A 20,905-nucleotide genomic window follows, 5' to 3' on the forward strand; every position below is an offset into this window, starting at 1 on the left:
CAAATAAAAGAGCCCGCTAAGATTCGGCGGACTCAGTAAAATTTGTGTTTAGAAGCGTCGTTCTAAGACGAATGCGCGGCCATAAGTTTGGGGCGTAATCTGCAGAAAGTCGAGTGACTCATAAAACTTACGGGTCCGTTCCTCAGAATCAGTGATCAGGACCGTTTGGCCAACGTTTTGGTAGTGCGCTAGCATCTTTTTCATGAGGGTGGTCCCCACACGTTGTTTTTGATAAGTTGGGTCCACAAGTAAATCTTGGACGTATAAAATAGTGTGGCCATCCGTCACGCCACGAATCAAGCCAATCAGTTGCCCGTCTACCGTCGCCCAAAGGACGGTAGAATTAGCGATAGCGGCAAGTGTGTTTTGGGGATGTTGCAGGTAAGCTAGCCATTTAACACTGCGATATAGATTCAAGATTTGCTGCTCAGTAATTTGCGAATTGCGAGTGAAGCTGTAATCTGTCATGGGCGCTCTCCTTAAAATTAGATGGAATTTGAGGTGAGTCGCCGGGACCAACGTTTGACCATCTGAATGCCCCCCTGGTGACTAATGTTTTCGGTTAAGCAACGACGAGATTGTCACGCTAAAAGTGATTATACGCCAAATTAAGCACAGCTGGTGAGACTTAGAGAATGGTTCGGCAAATAATTTTAGAAACTTTACGTGAAAATTTAACGGTGAAATTAAACTTATTTGCGCCTATTAAAGTTAGCCCGTTTAAGGAATTTTATTGGTAAATCAAATCAAACTGCTAGTCAATCAACTAACAGCTCTAACCCCCATCACCTGGGGTTATTAATCTGTGCGATAACTTTGGCTACCTTTTTTGAATCTGTACGTGATGTTTCAAAAATCTAAGAGGCTGTGACATAAGTCTCCAAAATGAAAACTGGTTGAGGAAAAGAAAAAATAGCCCAGTCAGTGGTTGTTTACCATTGACTGGACTATTTTTATGGGACTAATGAGGTGCATCTTGAAGCGTGGTCGGCCATTGTTGCCGAATGTCACTGATTAATGAAGATAGTCTCTCCTTCTGGGAAAGTAAGCAACTCGCGTGGATGGACGTCTGAGCACTGTTGTTACTGATTGGCACGGTTACGCGCTCTGTATCAGCGTTCAAGTTCTCTATACTATCTACAAGTAATAAATATTGTTTACAGATAGTTTTTTTATCCGACAAAATAGAGTTGCTGAATAGCCCACTATTCGATGGTTTACATGCAAATATTGAATGTTTTTTTATTTTTCACTTGCCTTGAAGTACACATCAAGGTTTAACCTAAGATCATTCAAGTAAGTAGAAGGAAGGTAGTGAATAATGACAAAACAGTTACCAAAAGGCCGTGGGGCCCGTTCTGATGGACAAGATACCAATCGAAACGAACAGCCAAACCGACATTTAACGCCAATGGCTAAGACCCTGATTATTTACTTCTCCCGGAGCGGCAATACCGAAGCTCAGGCAGAATTAGCACAGCGCTATCTACAAGCTGACAGTTATGAATTAGTGGTCGCACAACCATATCCTAGTGATTATCAAGCGAGTGTTACGCAGGCAACGGCGGAACGTGAGCAACAAGTTTGGCCAGCATTAAAGGTAGCCGACTTGCCTGATTTAAATCAGTATAACTTGATTTTATTGGGTCACCCAATCTGGGCAATGACCCCAGCTAATCCGATGCGCCAATTTTTGATCCAGTTTGGTAAGCAGTTAGCCGGTAAACGAGTCGCGTCATTCTCAACTAACGCCGGGTATGGATCGGGTGATACACAGCAGGTATTAGAATGTCTAACGCCGAACAGCACAACGATTCTACCCAACTATAGTATTCACGATGTGCAGTTAGAACACACGACCAGTGATTTTAAGCACTGGTTAACACAGACAAAGGAGTCTTAATCATGACAAGAAAAGTAATGATTTTAGCAGCAAATGGCCAGATTGCAAGAATTGTTGAACAACGGATTTTAACGGAAGACCGATTTGCTGATGTGTCGTTAACCCTCTTTCTCAGAGATACTGGGCGGCTGGCCGATTTACAATCAGATCCACGGGTGACGCTGGTGGACGGGGATATTACCGATCCAGAGGCCGTGCGGACGGCAATGGCCGATCAAGATTTAGTGTTTGTTGCCGTCGTCGATCATGATCGCCAGAATCGGTTGACGAAGAATGTCATTGCGGGAATGCGAGCCAATCAAGTATCTCGCGTCATCTTTACGAATGTTTTGGGCCTATATGATGAAGTTGGCGGTGAGTTCGGTCGGTGGAACCTTGACATGATTGGTGCTGGCATGGCACCAGCGCGAAAGTCCGATCAGTTATTGGCTGATTCAGGTTTAGACTACACGACACTACGGTTGCCTTGGCTCAATGATCGAGCCGTCAACTATACCGTTACGACCCGCAATCAGCTCTATGACGGGGTTTCAGGGTCCCGCCAAAGTATCGCAGATGTTGTGTTAACCATTATTGCTGACCCTAGCAAGTACAGTCGTGATAGTATTGGGATAGCAGATCCTGATACTGAGGGACAAACGCGACCAGTCTATTAATTTATAGGGAGTGATGCGAAATGAACATTAAAGAAGCCAGTGAAAAGACAGGGGTGTCCTCGGCTGCCATTCGTTACTACGAGAAGGAATCCTTGATTCCGCCAATCGATCGAACTGAGGTGGGTAATCGTGATATCGATGCCCGGATTATCCGACGAATTAAGTTTGTGACACAGATGCGGGCTGCCGGAATGAGTATTGAAAATTTACGACGCTACATCGAGTTGTTCGATGCGCAAGAGGACAACACCAAAGAACAAAAAGCATTGCTGCAAGAACAGTTGGCCGTGATGGAAGAAAAGCGAGATGACCTGCAAGCCGCCATTGACCATTTGAACTATAAGCTTAACCATTTCTATGATCATATGCAGGAAACGGAAGAGGAACTCCGTGAGCTGGAGAAACAACATGTAGCGAAGGTTGAACGGGAAAATAATGAAGCTGACTAATGGATTTCATGATTAATCGCCAATTCTAATATATATTTGGCGTCAAATAAGCACCTGAGTTTTGTTTCAGTGGTTTTATTTTGAAGAATGCTTGCCTTAAAGTCCACTTCAAGGTCTAGACTGGAGCGTAGTTAAACTTAGGAGGAGTCGACATGACAAATAACTTTCTAATTGTGGATTATTCATGGTCTGGTAATACGGCAAAACTAGCAACAATCATCCAACAGGAAACTAGTGCAGATCGGCTGGATTTAACCGTGGCGGCAGGCACGTTTCCAGACGACATGTATGCGACCGCCGATGTGGCGAATCAACAATTGGCGACTGGTCAGCTCCCCATGCTGACCAATGAGCAATCGCGATTAGATCAGTACCAGTTACTGCTGGTTGGTGGTCCAGTTTGGTCGGGTAAGGTGGCAACGCCGGTCCGGTCTTTCTTGCTACAGTTGCAGGGATATCAGGGCACGGTGGCGCCGTTCTATACAGATGCGGGCACACCCGGTGACTATGAGACTGATTTTGCTAAGTTAGTCCCAAGTCTCTCGGTAGCGACAGGATTAGGTGTTGCAACTAGTGAACTGGCGCAGTCGAATCAGAGAGTGGTCAATTGGTTGCAGAAATTAACGGTTAAATAGTGGAGGCTAACGAAATGAAAACAGCAGTATTTATTGAGCCAGGAAAAGTTGAAGCGCAAGAATTACCTAAACCAACGGTCAAGAATCCAACAGATGCCGTATTAAAGATTGTCCGCGCCTGTGTTTGCGGCTCTGACTTGTGGTGGTATCGCGGTATCAATGATCGACAGAAAAATACGCCAGTTGGGCACGAAGCCATTGGCATTGTTGAGAGTGTAGGTCGTGACGTTACCAACGTGAAACCCGGTGACTTTGTGATTGCGCCATTTACTCACGGTTGCGGTCACTGTGCGGCTTGTTTGGCAGGCTTTGATGGAAATTGTGAAAATGCTCGGACTGATGATGAAATTGTCGGTTATCAAGGCGAATACTTACGGTTTAAGAACGCTGACTGGGCGCTGGTTAAGGTTCCCGGCCAACCTAGTGATTACTCAGATGCGCAACTCAACGACCTGTTGACCCTGGCCGATGTGATGGCTACTGGTTACCATGCTGCGGCAACTGCCGAAGTCAAAGACGGTGATACGGTTGTTGTGATGGGTGACGGTGCAGTTGGCCTTTGTGGCGTCATTGCAGCTAAACTCCGTGGTGCCAAACGAATCATTGCGATGAGCCGGCATGCGGATCGTCAGGCATTGGCTAAGGAATTTGGTGCGACAGATATTGTTGCTGAACGTGGCGACGAAGCTGTTCAACGTGTGATGGACTTAACAGCTGGCGCTGGTGCAGATGCTGTGTTGGAATGTGTGGGGACGGCTCAGTCTGTAGATACGGCTGTTAAAGTTGGCCGGGCTGGCGCAGTTGTTGGTCGCGTGGGTGTTCCCCAGAAAGCTGAAATGAATACGAACAATCTTTTCTGGAAGAATATTGGGCTCCGTGGCGGTATCGCTTCGGTCACCACTTATGATCGTGATGTGTTATTGGCTGCCGTTTTAAAAGGTGATATTCACCCAGGGAAAGTCTTCACACAGCGTTTTGACTTGGATCACGTGGCCGATGCGTATGCTGCAATGGACCAGCGGAAAGCGATTAAGTCATTATTGGTGATCGATCAATAAATTTAAAAATAACGAGGATGTTTGCATTGAGCAGGCATCCTTTTTTGCTAGTAATAAATTCTAGTTATGAAAAAATATTTTTGAAAAAAACAAAATTATGGCTTGCCTTGAAGTACAGGTGAAGGTCTAAACTGCTAATCATTCACTTGAAAGAACGAGGGGTAATGACATGAAACAACGCAAAGGTTTTGATTGGATTTTACTGGTTATTTTAATGAGCTACTTTATGATTCTCCTAGACAACTCGATTATTTTTACGGGAACGGTTAAGATTGCCCACGACTTAGCGCTTAACCAAGCAACCCTATCCTGGGTTAGCAGTGCGTATTCGTTAACCTTTGGTGGGTTTCTACTATTGGGTGGTCGTGCCGGCGACTTGTTCGGTCGACGCCGTGTCTTTCAACTAGGCTTGATAATCTTTGGATTAGGATCACTGCTAGTGGGGCTGGCAATCAATGCACCCATGATCATCGCGGCACGAGCTTTTCAAGGAATTGGCTCAGCCATTCTAGCACCAACAACATTAGCGATTTTGATGGATACCTATGAGGGGGCCGAGCGCGTCAAGGCAATTGCTTATTATGGGGCCATGGCCGGTATTGGTGCTAGCGTTAGTTTGGTCATTGGTGGCGTCTTTGCTAGTCTACTGACTTGGCGGGTAGGTTTCTTCATGAACGTGCCAATTAGCATTTGGATGTTTTATTTGGCCGTTAAGCACTTACGGTTGGATCATGGTCAGGGTGGTCGCTTAGACTGGTGGGGTACATTAAGTTCCTTGGTAGGAATGAGTGCCTTAGTTTACAGCATTATTGCCGATCAGGCGCGGTTGCTGGCCTTAGTGGTGGCCGTGATTAGCTTGGCTAGTTTTATCTACCAAGAATATCGAACGGCACAACCTATCATGCCACTGCGCTTATTTGTCGATCGTGAACGAATCGGCGCCTATGTCGGTCGGTTTCTGTATCTGGGAGCCATGATGGGATTCTGGTTCATTACACCGCAGCTGATGCAAAATCAATTAGGGTTTAGCGCGTTGATGTCGGGTGTGGCCTTCTTCCCCTTAACCATTGTTAACTTTATTGTAGCGTTACAGGTAGCAAGACTGACTGCTAAATGGGGCAATGGTGGCTTGTTGGTAGCAGGGATTGCGTTAACCGCAGCGGGCATGTTGTGGTTAAGCTGGTTTACGTCCTCTACTGGCTACTGGTGGGGAATTGCCGCACCAATGGTCGTCATTGGGATTGGTCAGGGATTATCATTGAGTCCCTTTACCGCGGCTGGTGTGGCCCATACTCAAGGAACTGACGCCGGGGCTGCTTCTGGCGTGGTTAACGTCATGCATCAGATTGGGGGCTCAGTCGGACTGTCAATTCTGGTGATGACACAAGATTTATTTGGTGGTCATATTGAAGGTTTTCAGCACGCAATTCTAGTAGGGGCAGGTTTACTGCTAGTTGCGCTGGTTGCGGCTGTCGTGTTGATTGTGCCGGGTGAGCGGCAATCAAAATAAAAAAGTTTTAAATAAGGTTTGCCTTGCAGTTACTACAAGGGACTACACTAATCTTATTCATAAATGAACGGAGGAATTGATGATGACAAACGTTTTAATCATTGGGGCAACTGGTTCTATTGGGAGTGTTACCCGGCAATATTTCTTGGATCATACGGATGATCACCTAACTTTAATGGCACGGAATACCAATCGCTTGGGTCAACTGTCCAATCGCGAACAGGCAGTTGCTGGCAGTGTCACCGATGCAGCAACACTACGGACAGCATTGCGTGGGCAAGACGTCGTTTTTGCGGCGTTGAGTGGCAATTTATCTAATATGGCTAGGAGTTTAGTTGCTGCTATGGATACAGTAGGAGTTCAGCGCTTGGTATTTATCACATCAATGGGAATTTATAATGAAATTCCGGCGAGTGTAGGGGCTAGTGGTAATCTTCGCAGCAACCCCATGTTACAAGGTTATCGTGCGGCTGCCGATGTTGTTGAGGCGTCTGACCTTAATTATACGATTATTCGTCCGGGATGGTTTGACAATGGTAATGATACGGATTATCAAGTGACTAAGAAGGGAGAACCTTTCGGCGGCCATGATGTTTCACGCAAGAGTATTGCAGATCTTGTCGTTCGGTTAGCTCATGATGAGATGCTCGGTACTCGTGATAGTTTAGGGATTAACCGAAACTGACAAGGCGAATGATGATTTGAAAGGAAGTCTCATGGATGAACGATGATATTTTAAACTTATATCGGACCTTCAATATAACGATGGCAGCTAATGACACAGTAGCTTTAGATCAGTTGCTGGCACCAAACTTTACATTGACGCATATGACGGGGTACGTTCAGCCTCGAAGAGAATGGTTGCATGAGATACAACAGGGCACGATGCACTATTTCTCATCGGTTGAAGATCATGTCACGATGGTCGCAACGGCGACTGGCTGGCAAGTCACTGGTCAAAATCGAGTGGTGGCTAGTATTCATGGAAGCCGTCAGCATGAGTGGCCGTTAAATACAGTGATGACAGTTGAACAGGTTGCTGGAAGTTGGCAAGTCGCGGCGGCCGTTGTGACTACCTATTAGGGTGAAACATAATTGATTTTGGATATTGCATATTTAGTCACAACGTCAAGCAACGTTTAGCCATTGATAATTTGTGCGTTCAGTTCGTTGATGGTGACTTAGAGGACAAAGAGAAGTTAGTAGCGTCTTTAAGTGGTCAAGACCTGGTGTTTCTTAGTGTCCTGCTGCCCTCGACATGCAGAAATCAGCCTTCTTTGATCACCGTGATCCTAAGATGGTGAAAGCATTAGGCGGTCGTCAAGATTAATCAATTAATTTTAAATATGGCAGGTAAGAATTTAATTTTTAAATCCTTACCTGTTTTTTGATACCATCCATAATGAACCACAATTTATTCTTGAGGAATAGGAATGTGGAAAAGTAGTATTTAAATTCCAAAAAATGTTTTTGAGTTGTATTCCGTATTCGCTGTACTCTATGGGGGACAAGGGATTGTCAAAGTGAAAATGGGGCCTTGTTATTTGAATACGTATTTTATATAGCTGAATTTTGGAAGGCAATTAGATAGTCTACTTTTGTTGCCGATTGCTGACATTATCAGGACGATTGTTGAAACCTTTATTAAAAAGGTTCAATGATATTGAGGTCAAAAAGTGATGCTCAGTTGGTGTCATTGGTGCGAAATGAAAAATAGAGAGTGAACTAATTTCTCAGCTCACTCTCTATTCATATCTATCACTATCGATTAATTTAGTTCAGAATTAAATGCCATTTAATGCCATTAGATGATTCTATATGTGATGTTTCAAAAACAAGAACCCTGTAACAACAATACTTTGACGCTCATTACATTCCACTGAAACCTATCCAATGGACCCTACCGGGATTGAACTCTTGTTTCAGGGGATGCCAGTAATATCAATGTTTATACGGGGTTTCAGCTAATTATTTAAATTAGGGGTTACCATAAAGGTTACCATTTCGCCTAAAATCCCATATAGGTTGCTAGCTTTTCAGTTGTCTTTTTACGCTGCTTTTCGGAAACGTGAGCGTAAATGTTCATGATAGTATCAACGTCAGCATCCCCTAAACGGTCTTGAACTTCCTTGATGTTGGCACCGGCCTCAAAGAGCAATGTAGCATGAGTATGCCGGAACTTGTGGATGGTAATCTGAGGTAACTCTGGCTTATCATCCATAATTGCGTGCAACCACTTACTAGGGGTATTTAAAGACTTCATGCCGTTCTTAGTGTTGGCAAAAATGAGTTGACCGGGCTTCATAGTGTTGTAGCCCAATACCAGATAATCACGCCGTTGCTGTGAACGCCAATGCTTTAGGTGGCCTAATGTAACCTTGTCTAATGTGATAGTGCGCTTACCAGTACGCGTCTTTGGCGGCTGAATAATCTGCTTGCCACCGGTACCTTGCGCAATAGACTTGTTGACGGATAGTGTGCCTTGACGAAAATTAATGTCATTCCACGTTAGGGCTAAACACTCACCGCGCCGGATGCCTGTGAAAGCCAAAACCCGAAATAAAGTGTATTTTTCAGCCTCTTCAATGGGATCAATGAAAGTAAAGAAATGCTCCAATTGTTCTTTAGTCCAGAACTTATTGGGATCGCGTTGCCAGTTGTCAGTACGCCTAGGCATGGTAACCATGGCTGCTGGATTGGTGGTGATGTAGCCTTGTCTCATAGCGTATTTAAATACCATGTTGGCAAAGTTATACCATCGCTTATAGTTTACCTTGACCTCTTTAAACCATCTGTTAAGCGTTGACTGAACGTCTGAGAGGGTAATGGTTCGGATGCGTTTCTTACCGAAAGCTGGTAGAATATGGTTATCGAATATCCCCGAAACTCTAGCGGTGGTGCTCTCGCGAACGGTATTTACATAAGACTCATACCATTCCTGATAAACTTCTTTAAACAGAATATTGTTGTTTTTTTGTAGGCCGCCCTGGTCAAGTTCCAGCTCTAATCTGGAAGCTGCTAGGGTGGCCTCTTTTTGCGTTCTAAAGCCTTTACGGTGAATACGCTTAGGTTTACCCGTTTGGGGGTTAATACCGGCGTAGAGCTGAATGCTATAGCGCTTGTCACCGCTCTTAGTGGTGTAACTCTTAATACTAGCCATAATGCTTTTCCTCCATAACGTACCATGCAGGGCGGTGTTATGTAGGGGATGAGAAGAGATTACTTAGTATCGAAAGAGATCTTAATATCTAAATCAATATCAATGTTCTTATCATTGTAGTTAACGGCAGACTTAACTTGCTGTTTCATGTAAGCGGCAATATTGATCTTAACGTCAGTGATGAAAGAGGGCGATAGTTGGTCTATATAAGGCTTGATTATTTTTTGATTGTCATCCCCATTAACGTGAAATGAGGCCCCATACAGAGCTGTCTGAATGTCAGACAATCCCTCGTTTTCGATAAAACCATTAAGCTCAACGGTTGAAACGCGAGTGCCATTTTCAGAAATGTTGATATACAGCGGCGAGGTGTAGGTGTACATGTGGTTTTCATTCCAGATATTTTCATCATAGTCACCTAGTTCGTAATAATAATCGAAGTCAAAAGGAAGAAATTCGAATAGTTCAGAGGGACTAGATTCAAGGTAAGTACATATCGTATTGATAGTTCCCATTTGAATCATCTTATTGGTGTTTTGAGAGAGTGCAGTTAATGTGGTTCGAGATATGCCAGTATCATTGGCCATTTTTGAAATTTTAATTTGTTTTTCTGTCAAAAGAACAGCTAAGTTACTTCTAATCATGTTGACACCTCCGTTACTTTCTAATAATAATTGTACGGATAATTGAACAAAATGCAACTTTTTATTGAAAAAAGATAATTTGTGGGTTAAGATGTTCATGTTAAATCGTTCAAATAGCTGAACAAAATATGATGGAGTGATGATTAATGATTGAGAACGAAACACGTATTTTTTCCTTGAAACAGACAATGGATTACATGGGGATTAAGTCATACAACACCCTCTACCGAATGATTGATAACGGATTGCCTGTTATTCATGTTGGAAATATAAAACGTGTCGATCGGGATAAGTTGGATGAGTTCCTTGCACAAAGCACTGAGGTTAAGAAATAGGGAAGGTGGGCAACCATGACTAACCAACAGGGATTGGTAACAAGTGTTCGTTGCGGTCTTGATACATTAGAGAATCAGGTGTTAGACGTTGAGAACATCTTGCTAACGCAGGCTACTTTAACGGCTGATATGGAAGAGTTGCAACCAGTCTTGAAGAAGTGTCAAGCAGCCAACCGGACGCTGTTACAGCTCAAAGGACAGGCTGATACGCTAGAACAGCAGGTAGGGGACATCCCCGCTGTGGATTAAGAGAGGAGAACTAGTATATGCAAGAAATAGCTTTATCAGACAACTTGACCCAACTTACCACTGAGATTAAGAGCTATCAGTCGATTGGGGGGCAGGCAATCTTTGAGATTGGCCGTCGATTGAAATGGGTTAAGGAACACGACTTAGCACATGGTGAATTTGGCAAGTGGTTGGAATCCATAAAGATTAATGATCGTATGGCACGTCAATTTATCAAGATTGCGGCAGAACTTGATGAGCGGAGGACGTCCTCCGATTTGGGAATGCAGGCTCTCTATGAGATTGCTACCATGCCTGAGTCCGAGCGCGATAAGCCACAGCACTTACCATCTGGTGAAGTTAAGAAGCCTGATGAGATGACGGTGCGGGAGTTACGTGAGACTAAGAAACAGCTAAAAAATAGTAATGAGGAGTTAGAAAAGCTTCGGAACCAGCCACCTAGGGTAATTGAAAAAGAACTGCATGTCGAAACGGTTCCTGAGGATTATGACATGTTAAAAGGCATGGTTGATAACCAAAAGGCCACACTTGATAGATATATTAAGGACGACGCTGAACTCCGAAAGGAATTAGATGGTGCTCAGGAACAAATAAAGAATCTTACGCAAAAGGAACCAGTGTCTTTTAACAATTTGCTCGTAGAGTTTATTGGCAGAGCATTGCCAATGGCTGACACTGAGAACGTTCGCAAACAAATCACAAATCCAAAAGAATCGGAATCGGTATTTATGAATATTTCTACCATTCGGAAATGGTGTGAAGAAATGGAGGAGAGCTCAGCGGGGTCAACGATTATTGAGGGTGAGTTTCATGATACGGTCTCGTAATCTGGTGACCAAAAGACAAGTGAAGGATGTGCTGATAGAAGGCCATATAGCCATGATGTGAAGACTTTATCTGGATATGATGTGATTATTCAATTAACTATCAAAGTGTCTGAGAAAGTGAATATGGATGCTTAAGGAGGCATACAGAATGGATAGCAATGCAGGATTAGGGCTAGGTCTGGTTCTACCAGACTCAGAGTTGAAGCGAATGCGAAATGTTATGTATGAAATGGCGACAGACGCCTATAAACAGGCAGGTAAGGGCCAACAGTTCGGTGAGTATCTTAATAAGTCGGAGGCCGCTAAATACCTCCACGTATCGAATGCAACGCTGACACAGTTTATCAGTGAAGGTTTACCTATCATCGTTATTGGGAACATTCAACGTATTTCAAAAAAGGCTTGCGACGAATTTTATCAGCAACATCAGCTATAAAAAGCCATGCAGGGCGGTGTAGTCAGCAAGCATGATGATCGTTACTAAAGACGCTAACAGAAAGCGGTGAGTAGACATGAATATATTCAACGTGATTCTATTGGGGATGATAGCTAGTTATGTGTTAGGGGCCGTTACCATAGTTGTTGCAATGAGGTTTAAAGACTAGTAGAGCTGATTTCCCTGTTGAATGCGCAGGGGGTCGCGATTTGCGCCTCCCTCACAGAGGCTAATTCTTTGCACTAAAGTAGATTGTTGGAGAGTAACTCATGAATGAGAGTATAAAAAAATCCACGCTATAACTTTGCCGAGTTAGCGTGGACGTGAAAGAAGCATATTCGATTGCTTTTTCTGTACCCTCATTCTAACACAGAATGGAGATTAATATAGTGGATTTAGAAGACGTTAGAGCCAATGTAATTGAGAGTCAGAACTTGAATTTTGCTCAGTTTGAAATGCTGGGGCAGTTAGAAACCATTGTTGCTAGTTATGATCGGGGCGAATGCAGTGGCGATGATCTTGCCAGCGAATTTAGTAGGATGTTCAACAGCATTTATTGGCTTGGTGTGACCGTTAAAGGCGATTTAGAGAGCGTTGACCAACAGTTAGACACGTTGACGTGGCGCAATGCCAGAGGATTGAAGATATGAGCATAGGAGGTGAAATATGGCAGGAGTTGGTTGGTTTGCTATTCATCGTAAAATTTTGAAGTCAGAGGTCTATTTACATCCGGGAAAATTAAAGCTATGGATAACCTTATTATCAATGACGAGTTATAAGAAAAGCAGTTTTCCATTTAACGGAATCATGGTAAATCTACATTCAGGGCAGTTGGTAACCGGGAGAAATAAACTAGCCGAAATCTATAACTGGGGATCACCCCCCAAAGATCAGGTGACACCTAAAACCATTTGGTCATGGGTAAAGAGGTTTGAAGATATGGGGATGGTTTCGGTTAAGTCAAAGACCCGGTACAGTATCATAACTATAACTAACTGGGAAGAGTATCAGAGCAAGCCGAAAGAGAAATCTGACTGGCAGCGTGAACCGGAAGATGAGGAACGACAAGGTGAAAATGAGGGTGCAGGCAATTGGAATGATTTTGACGAACCGCCCTTCTAAAACGTGCATCAGATTTGCCGCTGTTATTGCTTTAATGACGGGACTTCTAAGATGTGCCTGTTTAGATAATGTTCAACTAAGGTGCATCGCCCTTCCATTGAGAGGTTCACATTCAATAAGGTTCTAAACAAGTAACTAAACAAGTCGAGCATTTCAGAGGGAGTGTTGGCCTAAATTCAATAACGATTTGTTATCGAGTTAGATCAACGATAGTAACGAGAACGATGTATACAGTTGTCAACTTAACGGAAGGTAGGTGGCCAGTGGATGCAGACAATCACAGTAAAGGGAGGAGAACCTCTGAACCACTGGTTCTAAGAAAAAGAGAAAGGTTCCGCGCGAAAGAGAATGCTGAGTCGGTATATTACCGAGTGAGGTGTGTGCCTAGAACTACACAGCAAGTTAATGGCGAACCCAATAACGTTTTGTTATTGAGAATATGGCGTAGTGTAACCCGCGGTACCATCCCAGTACCTCAGCCTATCTGATTGCGTAATTGAGAGTACTGTCTGTAGGGTGTAGTTGAGAGTACTCCCTTGAACGAACGTAACTAGAGCTACTGTCATTGCCATAAAAACAAGCGTAGTTCCAACTTTGAATCAACAGACCGAACAACAGAGGTAAGGAGTGCTGTAACGTGTGTCAGTTAAGGGAGATGGGTGGACACTTACCCACGCAACAACAGACTACTTAACAGATGGGCAACAGACCAATGAACGTATGGAACATGATACCTCAGCTGTTAGCTGGGGCTTTGTTTTGGACGTGTGGTGACTACTTTCTGCTACCTTAACTGCATTGCATTAAAAGCCCTAGAATGTCGCGTTATGTGGGGATAAAATTTCAACTCTAATGTTGATGGACAACCAGTGGCACAACTACCCCGGATTGCAGTTTGAACGCTAGTATGGCACTTATTAAGCGGGTATACCATCAATGACTTAACTACCTACGGAGACGACATGCTAGCTTTCTCCACTTGTGGTGAATAGCTCTCTAAGTTTAACTTAGGGTGTCAGCTTCCAATACCTGATTAATAAGACAATTTCGCGGTCGAAAGGTTGGCTGCCGGAGTATCAAACTGCAATCCGCGATAAGTGGACAGGGGTGCATCCCCTATGAGTACCGGTGTAATAGGTATTGAAAGGTATGCCGTTAACTAAAGTGATACAGCAAGTGATACAGCAAGTGATACAGCAAGTGAACACTATCAGAACGCCTATAATCCCTCTGTATAGGTGACTAACAGAACACGTTAGGTATTAAGCAGAACAGCAACCGAACACCCACAACGGATACAGAAAGTTGTCCAGCGACTGTTCAGCAGTAATGGGGTGTGCTTAATTTTATGTAGATATTCTCAGTGTCAAGCGTTATGACAAACCATTAACAGGTTATCAATGCTGGTTAGACGGCGTTTATAGATGATAGGCGTGTGCGGTGTGACAATCTACTGACAATCCAAGGAGCGACTGCTAACGCCGTTGTATAAGTATCTGCTATGAGTTGGTATGGGTAACGTGTCAAACGCGTTGGCGATGGTTACGCGTCCCCAATTTGGGTATACAGCTTATCTCGTTCCCTTGCTTAGTGCTAATCATGGTTGAATGTATCCAACGGCCAACGAAGGGCCATCAAAAGGCCAACAAGTGGCAAGCAAACTAATAATGAAACAAGTTGGTATATAAGACTTGGGGCCGGCTAATGATTGTTGAGTGGCAATCAGACGGCAATCAAGTGGCCAGCGTTTATGGTAATAAAAAAGGGATGCAACGAGTTAACGTCACATCTCTTGAAAAAAGCGTCCCAGAGCTGATATACCGAATGGTTTAATATCCTAACGGGAACTATTGTATCACGAATGATAGCATAAATGAATTGGAGGCAGAGCAATGGCAGATAGCGGTATTGGTAGCCATGAATTGTTGAGTGAATATTTGGACGTTTCAGAACGTTCGCAGTTTCTGAAATGGCAGCAGCGTAAATATAACCGTGAGGGAAACACGGTAGCAATGGAATCAGTGGCCAATGAATTGAGAGCTTGTCAGAAACAGAATGATATGGCATTGTCACTGATAGGCTTGTTCAATGGTTATGAATCTACACTGCTAAGGTTACGGTATGTAGAGGGGATGAGCGTAAGAGAGATTGCAGACAGCTCAGAGCTTCCATACGGATATGATTGGATCAGTCATAAGCTTAGTGAGGAACGACGCTCGTTGGAGTTGTTAGACCGTTGGAAAGCGGCACAAGCATAAGAGGTAGCAGGCATAGGCCGTATACAGTTCAGAGAGGCTGTGTGTGGCCTTTTTGATTTGGGTATGATTATTTACCCCCGCCCGGTCATTAGCACGCTTAGAGCGCACACATTACCGTTGTCTTGTATCACAGCAGTATTTTTGAAAGCTTTTAGGGGTGGGGGTGAGTGAAGGCCAGTTGGCATTGGAAATAGTCGGGAATGCCGGTAATAGCAGGTAGGCGGCTACCCACGCCTGGCTAATGATTTACGGCGATTGTACCGGATTAGTATACTTTTTAGACGTGGTTGAAGGTGCATCCCCATGCGTGGAATTTACTTGGGAATACTGAGGATATAACCCTTGCAATTGCCAATGTATTTATGCACTGTGATAACTGATAAATACTTACATGAAAGGGTTTATATGGTCATTTAAGGCATACGAAAAAGGTGCAACTTGTCAATTTAGGGGTGCACCTAAAGTTGCAGCTATTTTGGGATGGTTCTTTTGGCTAAGAGAACTGAAACGACAGTCCAGCTTTCGGACGTTTGTACCACTTTCACTGCAAAGCATTGCAATCTTAATTGCCATACCTGATAATAGAGAAGTTGCCTAACCCACACTAGCAACAGTGGGGAGGTGAGTCCTTATGATTCAAACTTTTTTTGCGCCACTTGTTGTTGGCATCCTAGTCGCCTTGTTTACGGACTGGTTAGACCGTAGGCGGCACAGGTAGTTTTAGGTAACTACTAACCCACCCGTTTATTGTGCTATACATAGACGTATAAAAAAGGCCCTGACTACTTGCGATAGTCGGGGCCTTTGGTGAGTCCAATGATACAAACTTTTTTTGTACTGTCAGTATAACATAATATATGCCAGCTGGCATATACGACACTTTCAGAGAAAAAAACTGCTAGCCAATTAAGCTAACAGTTCCCACCGCCCTTGCATGATGATTCTTGTGTGCCGGTTACCAAAAAGGTTACCATCGGTTACCATATTGTGGTTACCAGTGAAAATTGATAAATTCAAGAATGCCTTAACACCGGTGCTTATGAGCTGTATTCTAATCTCTGAAACCTTATCAATGGACCCTACCGGATTTGAACCGACGACCTCCTGCATGCGAAGCAGGCGCTCTCCCAACTGAGCTAAGGGCCCGAAACCTACCCATTAATTATAGCACGTTCCTACAAAATGTTAATGGGTAAGTTGGTTGGCTTACGAACGACGTTTGCTGTGAATCAGGTGTTGCCAGATACTTTCGCTGTCTGTTTGGAGCATGAGCCGTTGGTACTGGCGGCCAATGTAGAGGGCGAATAGGCCAATTGCTGCTAGCAGAATCACCAATGACCCAATCTGTTCGCCCCAACCGGCCGTGCCATTGATGATACGCATCGGCATAAAGTATGACGAGAAGAAGGGCACGTAGGACAAAATCTTCACGATCACAGCGTCCAAATTGTTTTGGAAGGGGATGGCAATGAAGAAGCCGGCCATGCTTAACATGACGACTGGTTGGGCAGCCTTGGAGGCGTCCTCGGCTTTCGCCACCAGTGCGCCACTATAAGCGGCTAGAATCGTGTAAATGACGACACCTAGCAGAACGTAGAGCAGGTTTAGATTAAATAGATTGTGGAAGATTCCCTTTACTAAGTCTTGATTGGCCAGCACTAGTTTTTTAATACCCGAGTTTTGCATAGCGATAGTATAGCCCAGCCAACCACCGAGAATATAGATGACGATTTGCGTCACGATGACCAGCAGGATTCCCATGACTTTGCCGACGAAGTAGCTGATTGCCGTGGTACTCGAGAAAATGATTTCCATAATCTTGGTCCCCTTGTCTGAGGCAATCTCTTGTGCCGTGATCGAGGAGTAGGTGATTAAGATAATGTAGATCATGGTAATGAGTACCCAAAAGGAGATGAGTTTGACAGAGTTACTGGTTCCAGTCTTGGCCGCAATGTGCTGCTTAAGGACCGGTGTCTGGGCGAGTGCACGTTGCTGCTTGGGCGTTAGTTTGGCTGTCTGGTAATTTTTGAGCTGTTGATATTGCACCAAAAAGTTTTGAACTTGCGCCTTGAGGCCACTGTTCATGGCGGTACTACCGTGGTAGTCACCGCGAAGTTGGGCGCCGCTGGCCTCCAAGGTGAGGTAGCCAGCAAGATGGTTGGCCTTCATCGCCTTTTTAGCTTTGGCCGTGGTGGTGATCTTGGAATTGATTCCTGATTTATGCTGCTGGAGGTAGCTCTTACGCAGCACTGCTGAGTCACTGATGACGGCGACCTGACGACTACTGCTACTGCTGTTGGCACTGATGTAGCTAATACCTACAGTCAAGGCAATCATCAGGAACGGTCCCAGTACCATGAACAGGAAACTCCAGGATTTGATTTGCCGCAAGTAGGTTTCAAAAGTAACGATCCAAGTCTTAGACATGGGCTTCACCCACTTTCAAACGGAAGATTTCATCCAGGGTCGGCGGCTGTTGGCTGAATTCTTCGATGTAGTGACCCTGAGTGAGGGCATCGAAAATGGCCGGACCGGCACTGGCATCGGTCAAATGAAGAACGTAACGGTGCTGGTGACGAGCAGTCACCCGACCAACACCAGGCAAGGTTTGGAGGCGTTCCGTCGACCAATCGGTAGTGACGAAGAGCTCTGTTTTTCCAAATTGGTCACGCACGTCGTCGAGGCTACCGTGGAGGACCACGTCACCCTTACGCAGCATCACGAGTTGGTCGCACAATGCTGTGACGTGCTCCATGTCGTGGCTGGAGAAAATAATGGCGGCGCCACGATCCTTGGCTGCGAGCACGGCCTGTTTTAAGAGGTCGGCGTTGACGGGATCGAGACCGCTAAATGGTTCGTCCAGGATTAGCAGGTCAGGCTGATGAATCAGGGTACAGATGAGTTGGACCTTTTGCTGATTTCCTTTAGAAAGGTCATTGATCTTACTTTTCCGAGTGCCCTTAACGGCAAAACGTTCCAGCCAATCGTCTATCTGGGGGCGAATGACTTTCGCCGGTTGCCCCTTTAGGCGGGCTAAATAAATAATCTGCTGTTCAATGGTCAATTTTGTCATCAGGCTACGTTCTTCAGGCAGATACCCGATATGGTCAAAATCAGCGGCAGATAGGGTGTGTCCCTGCCACTGAATGCGGCCACCGTAGTCGATAAAATTTAAAATACTGTGGAAGGTCGTGGACTTACCAGCCCCATTTTGGCCGATCAAGCCCATAATCTGGCCATTAGGCACGTCAAAACTAACATCATTTAGCGCCTTAACGGGGCCAAATGCCTTACTGATATGCTGAATGCTTAGCATGGCAAATCTCCTATCACGTTAATATCCTCATTATACGTGAACCGAGGTGTGAAACTAAAGCTACCGGGGCACTTTGTAAGGTTAATGTCATCTTTAAGGCTAGGTTTGGTCGTGCTATGAGAAAGTTACCAAATACGGGCCATACCAGTTCTAGCAACAACCGTGGACCTAAGACTTGGCAACATAGTGGTTGTGTCACCTGACCGGCTGGCAGATATGAGCTGGAAACGGTGCAAACACTTGGCTGGCACCTGAATTTTAGTTTTTAGTTACGGAAGACGAAAACTACCGGTCAAGGCAAAGGGGCCTGATCGGTAGTCGGATTATTTTTAATTCTTAGATTGTGTTTGGGCGTCACTGTTGACCTGTGCTTGGACCTGGCTAGTCCCACGACGCGGCCGCATATTGAAGACGATATTGAGGAGTACGGCGGAGAAGCTGCCAATGACGACCCCGTTATTCATCACGATTTGAACGGACTGAGGCAGGGCTTGGAAAATCTGAGGGTAGACCGTCACCCCTAAACCCAGGCCGATGGAGATGGCGGAAACTAACAGATTGTTGTTGTCCTTGAAGTCGACCTGTTGGAGCATTCGAATGCCTTGAACGCCGACCATCCCGAACATGACAATCATGGCACCACCTAAGACGGCGTTGGGGATGACCGTGGCCAGTGCCCCAATTTTTGGCAACAGTCCCAGCAGCATTAAGAACAGCGCCGAGAAATAGAGAGGCTTGCGCGTCTTCACTCCGGAAAGCTGAACGACCCCAACGTTTTCGGAGAAGGTGGAGTAGGGGAACGTGTTGAACAGGCCGCCTAAAATTACGGCGATGCCCTCTGCTCGGTAGCCGCGTTTCAAATCCTGGGCTTCAATCTTGTGGCCGGTAATTTCTCCTAGGGCGAAGAAGACCCCGGTCGACTCGACCATGGTGGTCAGTGAGACCAGAATCATGGTCAGAATGGACGACCATTCAAATTTGGGCGTGCCAAAGTAGAAGAATTGGGGCAGATGAAACCAGCTGGCCTGGCCAACGGCTTTTAACGAAACCATGCCCAGCGCACTAGCAATCAGTGTGCCAATCAAAATACCGGCTAGAATGGCCAGCGACTTCAAGAAGCCCTTGGCAAAGGCGTTGAGACCGAGAATGATACCCATGGTCAAGAATCCCACCAGCAGCATTTTGGGATCGCCGAAATTCTTCGCCGTTGCGTCACCACCGCCGAGATCCTGAAAACCGACGGGAATCAGGGTGAACCCAATAATCGTGATGAGCGACCCGGTCACGACTGGTGGGAAGAAGTGTTTGATCTTCGAGAACCAGCCAGAGATGAGAAAAACAAAGATTCCGGCACTAATAATGGCGCCGTACATGACGCCGACTCCGTATTGATTTCCGATAGCACTCAGCGGGGTCACCGCCTGGACGGCACACCCAAGAACGACGGGCAGACCGATGCCAGTCAGCGGGGTCCGTTTCAACTGTAGCAGGGTGGCAACCCCACACATAAAGATATCCGCACTGATCAAGTAGGCCATCTGCATGGCGTTAAAATGAAGAGCGCCCCCAATCAGTAAGGGGACAATGACATCACCAGAATACATGGCTAATAAATGCTGAAACCCGAGAATGGCCGCACGCCACATGGAAAGTGACGGCGTGTTATCTGATGATGAAGCTGATGTTGCGGACTTTGTGGACTGCAAGAAAAGGTCCTCCTTCTCGTGATGTCCATACGCCGCCAAGGTCATTTTTGAAAACAAAAAAGCTCCCTTTGCAAAAAGAGAGCTACTGAAACCTTTGCCGACGAACTCTTTTCATCGGCAAAAAGAGTTTCGTCCTCAATTTGCTTATAGTCCAGAGTTTACGGCTCTGGGTAGAAACTCGCCAACCTTATTTTGGCATTATATAGGCAATCACATATTTTTAATTGGAATGTCACTTACTTTACCACTGTGAAATGAAAATAACAACACGGGCGGTCATTTCCTGATTTTGTGCCAGAGCGATTTGCAAAGACCACTGAACCAGGTCAATAGCGGGCCCCAGTCAGCCAAACCACCCGATGAACTGTACTTCTTGGGATGGATGTGTGGCCCGGGAATATAGACTTTGTCGGAATCTTCCTTTTTTGACATTTCGTTTCATCCTCTCCGAATTCTAACTAAATTGTACCGCAACTTAGGGTACAATGTGGGTACCCAATTATTTTTTTAGTGGGGTCCTAAAGAGGTTGAAAGTTCCAAAGTACGCTAACAACAGTGGCCCTAAAACTAGGCAACACATTGATTAAGTCGCCTTACCGGTCGGCAGATATGGGCTGGATCAGTGCGAACACACCAGATTG

At 45.1% G+C, this 20,905-nt stretch carries 23 protein-coding genes, 1 tRNA gene and 1 riboswitch; of the genes, 17 read left to right on the forward strand and 7 right to left on the reverse strand.

Annotation, left to right across the window (positions count from 1 at the left end; genetic code table 11):
- Positions 1 to 48: 48 nt before the first annotated feature.
- A complete protein-coding gene (locus tag FAY32_RS01195; RefSeq protein WP_143461503.1) occupies positions 49 to 468 on the reverse strand; it encodes a GNAT family N-acetyltransferase in 420 nt (139 codons plus the stop codon).
- A gap of 853 nt (positions 469 to 1,321) precedes the next feature.
- On the opposite strand from FAY32_RS01195, the gene FAY32_RS01200 reads away from it, so the two are divergent.
- The 8 genes from FAY32_RS01200 to FAY32_RS01235 all read left to right on the forward strand — a co-directional run bounded on the left by FAY32_RS01200 (position 1,322) and on the right by FAY32_RS01235 (position 7,294).
- Positions 1,322 to 1,903 (forward strand): flavodoxin family protein, encoded by a 582-nt coding sequence (locus FAY32_RS01200; RefSeq protein WP_143461505.1) that lies wholly within the window; start codon positions 1,322 to 1,324, stop codon positions 1,901 to 1,903.
- A gap of 2 nt (positions 1,904 to 1,905) precedes the next feature.
- Positions 1,906 to 2,559, forward strand: coding sequence for an NAD(P)H-binding protein (locus FAY32_RS01205; RefSeq protein ID WP_143461507.1), 654 nt, complete (start codon positions 1,906 to 1,908; stop codon positions 2,557 to 2,559).
- 20 nt (positions 2,560 to 2,579) lie between these two features.
- The gene (locus FAY32_RS01210; protein WP_057735207.1) at positions 2,580 to 3,008 is read left to right on the forward strand and encodes a MerR family transcriptional regulator; all 429 of its coding nucleotides are present in this window, start codon (positions 2,580 to 2,582) and stop codon (positions 3,006 to 3,008) included.
- A 152-nt stretch (positions 3,009 to 3,160) separates the two neighbouring features.
- Positions 3,161 to 3,643 (forward strand): flavodoxin family protein, encoded by a 483-nt coding sequence (locus tag FAY32_RS01215; protein ID WP_143461509.1) that lies wholly within the window; start codon positions 3,161 to 3,163, stop codon positions 3,641 to 3,643.
- Between the two features lie 14 nt (positions 3,644 to 3,657).
- Positions 3,658 to 4,701 carry a zinc-dependent alcohol dehydrogenase family protein gene (locus FAY32_RS01220; RefSeq protein ID WP_143461511.1) on the forward strand — a complete coding sequence of 348 codons (1,044 nt, stop codon included), beginning with the start codon at positions 3,658 to 3,660 and terminating at the stop codon, positions 4,699 to 4,701.
- 169 nt (positions 4,702 to 4,870) lie between these two features.
- A complete protein-coding gene (locus FAY32_RS01225; protein ID WP_143461513.1) occupies positions 4,871 to 6,211 on the forward strand; it encodes an MFS transporter in 1,341 nt (446 codons plus the stop codon).
- A gap of 82 nt (positions 6,212 to 6,293) precedes the next feature.
- The gene (locus FAY32_RS01230; protein ID WP_143461515.1) at positions 6,294 to 6,896 is read left to right on the forward strand and encodes an NAD(P)H-binding protein; all 603 of its coding nucleotides are present in this window, start codon (positions 6,294 to 6,296) and stop codon (positions 6,894 to 6,896) included.
- A 35-nt stretch (positions 6,897 to 6,931) separates the two neighbouring features.
- Positions 6,932 to 7,294, forward strand: a complete 363-nt coding sequence (locus FAY32_RS01235) for a nuclear transport factor 2 family protein (RefSeq protein ID WP_057735211.1) — start codon at positions 6,932 to 6,934, stop codon at positions 7,292 to 7,294.
- Between the two features lie 925 nt (positions 7,295 to 8,219).
- Here the strand turns inward: FAY32_RS01235 and FAY32_RS01240 are convergent.
- Positions 8,220 to 9,371 (reverse strand): site-specific integrase, encoded by a 1,152-nt coding sequence (locus FAY32_RS01240; RefSeq protein WP_143461517.1) that lies wholly within the window; start codon positions 9,369 to 9,371, stop codon positions 8,220 to 8,222.
- 59 nt (positions 9,372 to 9,430) lie between these two features.
- Positions 9,431 to 10,015: a helix-turn-helix domain-containing protein gene (locus FAY32_RS01245; RefSeq protein ID WP_143461519.1), complete on the reverse strand. Its 585-nt coding sequence runs from the start codon at positions 10,013 to 10,015 to the stop codon at positions 9,431 to 9,433.
- 146 nt (positions 10,016 to 10,161) lie between these two features.
- Here FAY32_RS01245 and FAY32_RS01250 point away from each other — a divergent pair, with 146 nt between their 5' ends.
- The 9 genes from FAY32_RS01250 (at position 10,162) to FAY32_RS15045 (ending at position 15,960) form a co-directional block, all read left to right on the forward strand.
- The gene (locus FAY32_RS01250; RefSeq protein WP_143461521.1) at positions 10,162 to 10,350 is read left to right on the forward strand and encodes a helix-turn-helix domain-containing protein; all 189 of its coding nucleotides are present in this window, start codon (positions 10,162 to 10,164) and stop codon (positions 10,348 to 10,350) included.
- Between the two features lie 15 nt (positions 10,351 to 10,365).
- Positions 10,366 to 10,599 carry a hypothetical protein gene (locus tag FAY32_RS01255; protein ID WP_143461523.1) on the forward strand — a complete coding sequence of 78 codons (234 nt, stop codon included), beginning with the start codon at positions 10,366 to 10,368 and terminating at the stop codon, positions 10,597 to 10,599.
- Positions 10,600 to 10,616: 17 nt separating this feature from the next.
- The gene (locus FAY32_RS01260; RefSeq protein ID WP_143461525.1) at positions 10,617 to 11,426 is read left to right on the forward strand and encodes a DUF3102 domain-containing protein; all 810 of its coding nucleotides are present in this window, start codon (positions 10,617 to 10,619) and stop codon (positions 11,424 to 11,426) included.
- 148 nt (positions 11,427 to 11,574) lie between these two features.
- Positions 11,575 to 11,862 carry a helix-turn-helix domain-containing protein gene (locus tag FAY32_RS01265; protein ID WP_143461526.1) on the forward strand — a complete coding sequence of 96 codons (288 nt, stop codon included), beginning with the start codon at positions 11,575 to 11,577 and terminating at the stop codon, positions 11,860 to 11,862.
- Between the two features lie 389 nt (positions 11,863 to 12,251).
- Positions 12,252 to 12,512 (forward strand): hypothetical protein, encoded by a 261-nt coding sequence (locus FAY32_RS01270; protein ID WP_143461528.1) that lies wholly within the window; start codon positions 12,252 to 12,254, stop codon positions 12,510 to 12,512.
- Between the two features lie 16 nt (positions 12,513 to 12,528).
- Positions 12,529 to 12,984 (forward strand): hypothetical protein, encoded by a 456-nt coding sequence (locus tag FAY32_RS01275; protein WP_143461530.1) that lies wholly within the window; start codon positions 12,529 to 12,531, stop codon positions 12,982 to 12,984.
- A gap of 639 nt (positions 12,985 to 13,623) precedes the next feature.
- Positions 13,624 to 13,758 carry a hypothetical protein gene (locus tag FAY32_RS14960; protein WP_263862536.1) on the forward strand — a complete coding sequence of 45 codons (135 nt, stop codon included), beginning with the start codon at positions 13,624 to 13,626 and terminating at the stop codon, positions 13,756 to 13,758.
- Positions 13,759 to 14,876: 1,118 nt separating this feature from the next.
- A complete protein-coding gene (locus FAY32_RS01280; protein WP_143461532.1) occupies positions 14,877 to 15,242 on the forward strand; it encodes a hypothetical protein in 366 nt (121 codons plus the stop codon).
- 631 nt (positions 15,243 to 15,873) lie between these two features.
- Complete coding sequence (locus tag FAY32_RS15045) at positions 15,874 to 15,960, forward strand: type I toxin-antitoxin system Fst family toxin (RefSeq protein WP_143461901.1); 87 nt, start codon at positions 15,874 to 15,876, stop codon at positions 15,958 to 15,960.
- Between the two features lie 355 nt (positions 15,961 to 16,315).
- Here FAY32_RS15045 and FAY32_RS01290 read toward each other — a convergent pair.
- The 4 genes from FAY32_RS01290 to FAY32_RS01305 all read right to left on the reverse strand — a co-directional run bounded on the left by FAY32_RS01290 (position 16,316) and on the right by FAY32_RS01305 (position 20,204).
- Positions 16,316 to 16,388 (reverse strand) — tRNA-Ala (locus FAY32_RS01290).
- Between the two features lie 60 nt (positions 16,389 to 16,448).
- Entirely contained in the window at positions 16,449 to 17,669 is a 1,221-nt protein-coding gene (locus FAY32_RS01295; RefSeq protein ID WP_143461534.1) for an ABC transporter permease, read from the reverse strand.
- Positions 17,662 to 18,558 carry an ABC transporter ATP-binding protein gene (locus FAY32_RS01300; protein WP_143461536.1) on the reverse strand — a complete coding sequence of 299 codons (897 nt, stop codon included), beginning with the start codon at positions 18,556 to 18,558 and terminating at the stop codon, positions 17,662 to 17,664. The genes FAY32_RS01295 and FAY32_RS01300 overlap by 8 nt, the downstream gene beginning before the upstream one ends.
- A gap of 329 nt (positions 18,559 to 18,887) precedes the next feature.
- A complete protein-coding gene (locus FAY32_RS01305; RefSeq protein ID WP_143461902.1) occupies positions 18,888 to 20,204 on the reverse strand; it encodes a nucleobase:cation symporter-2 family protein in 1,317 nt (438 codons plus the stop codon).
- A 187-nt stretch (positions 20,205 to 20,391) separates the two neighbouring features.
- Positions 20,392 to 20,490: riboswitch (purine riboswitch) on the reverse strand.
- Positions 20,491 to 20,905: the final 415 nt, after the last annotated feature.

Source organism: Levilactobacillus enshiensis (assembly GCF_007115095.1).
GTDB lineage: Bacteria > Bacillota > Bacilli > Lactobacillales > Lactobacillaceae > Levilactobacillus > Levilactobacillus enshiensis.